The sequence below is a fragment of the Pseudomonas uvaldensis genome (genome assembly GCF_021271205.1).
Taxonomy (GTDB): domain Bacteria; phylum Pseudomonadota; class Gammaproteobacteria; order Pseudomonadales; family Pseudomonadaceae; genus Aquipseudomonas; species Aquipseudomonas uvaldensis.
The window spans coordinates 1-1,901 of sequence record NZ_JAIWKS010000032.1 but is presented as its reverse complement, the minus strand read 5'-3'; the positions used below and the strand labels follow the sequence as shown (position 1 = coordinate 1,901).

At 64.7% G+C, this 1,901-nt stretch carries 1 protein-coding gene; it reads right to left on the bottom strand.

Annotation, left to right across the window (positions count from 1 at the left end; genetic code table 11):
* Positions 1 to 1,901, bottom strand: a 1,901-nt coding sequence (locus tag LCU97_RS26440; RefSeq protein WP_232778205.1) for an AMP-binding protein, incomplete at both ends; no start/stop codon positions are given.

The following is a 1,901-nucleotide window of genomic DNA, read 5'->3' as shown; positions in this document are numbered from 1 at the left end:
GCGCAGGCTGTGGCGCAGATCACTTTCACCCTGGGCCGCGATCAACTGGCGGAACGCGCTCGGCGTCTGGTTCAGCACCGTGACACCGGTCTCGCACAGCAACGCATAGCAGTCCTGCGGCGAACGGCTGACCAGTTGCGGCACCACCAGCAGGCGGCCGCCATGGGTCAAGGCGCCCCAGATTTCCCAGACCGAGAAGTCGAAGGCAAACGAGTGGAACAGTGCCCAGACGTCCTGCGGACCGAAGTCGAACCACGGCTGGGTGGCCGAGAACAACCGCGCGACGTTGCGGTGCTCCACCATCACCCCTTTGGGTAGGCCTGTGGAACCGGAGGTGTAGATGACGTAGGCCAAGTGCCGCGATGTCAGCCCTGCCACTGTCGGATTGTCCTCGGATTGACTGGACAAACCGCCCTCATGGAGGCCGATCAGACGCACCGACTCATTGGCCAGCAGGCCTTGCGTCGCGGCGTTCACCACGATGGCGAGCGGCGCACTGTCTTCCAGGATGTAGGCCAGGCGCTCTGCCGGATAAGCTGGATCCAGCGGCACGTAGCCGGCGCCGGATTTGAGGATGCCCAGCAGGCCGACAATCATGTCCAGGCCGCGCTCGACGCAGATCGCCACCCGATCATCCGGACGGATCCCCAGGGCCAGCAAGCGATGTGCAAGCTGGTTGGCGCGGGCGTTGAGCTCGCCGTAGGTCAGTGCGCGATCCTCGAACATCACCGCCACCGCATCGGGTTGCGCGGCGGCCTGAGCTTCGAATTGCCCATGAATCAGCGCGTCGTGGGCGTAGGTTTGCGACGAGGCATTCCAGCCTTCCACCAGTTGCCGACGCTCCACCGACGGTAGCACCGGCAGGCTCTGCACCGGTGTTTGCGGCGCGTGTTCCAGCGCATCGAAAAGGCTGCGCAGCGCGACTTGCATATAGTCACAGATGCGTTGCGCCCCGATCCGCGATTCGACCAGCGCCGTCAGGCTCAAGCCGTCGCCCAGATCATCGACGTTCATGGTCAGCGGGTAGTTGGTGCGCTCTTCGCTGGACAACATTTGCATGCCGCTCCAGGCCGACAACAATGCCTCCGTCACCTCGATGGAGCTATGCCGGTAGTTCAGCAGTGCACTGAACAACGGTGTTGGCGAGGCCACGCCGCTGCAGCGTTGAGCCAGAGCCAGGGAGGCGTGCTCATGGGCCAGCATGCCGGTCAACCGGGCGTGAGTCGCCTTCACGGCATCACGAACGCTTTGCTCGTCCACGGACACACGTATCGGCAAGGTGTTGATGAACATGCCCAGCGCTCGATCAGCACCCTCGCCCCCCTGCATCCGCCCCAACAGTACCGTACCGAAGACCACCTGCTCCTGGCCGGACGCCAGTGCCATGACCCGCGCCCAGGCCAGGTGAACCAGGCTGGCGACACTCACGCCGAGCCGCCGGGCCTGACTGCGCAGCCCCAGGCTCAACGCCTCGTCGACCGGGACCGTCACTTCCTCGATGCCGCGCCCATCGCCCTGGACTTGCGCCAGTTCGAACGGCAGCGTCGGCTCATCGATGTCTGCGAGCATCTGATGGAAGAACGCTTCGTGTTCCTCTTCGCTCGCCCCCAGTCTCGCCTGGGCGACATAGTTGCGATACGGCACCGGTGCCGCCAGTTGCCCGGCCTCGCCCATCAAGTGTGCCTGCATCTCCTGTTGCACCACTTCCAGCGCGGTATGGTCCAGCGCCATGTGATGGAACAGCAGGATCGCCACCCAACGGTCCATGGCCTCGTCCTGGGCGTAGACCAGCTGCAGCATCGGCGCCTGATGCAAATCGAGACGGTAATGCCGCGCATCGAACCGGGTCGCCAGTTGCGTGGCCACGTCGCCGGCGGTGGCCTCGGGCTCGAAGCGTTGCG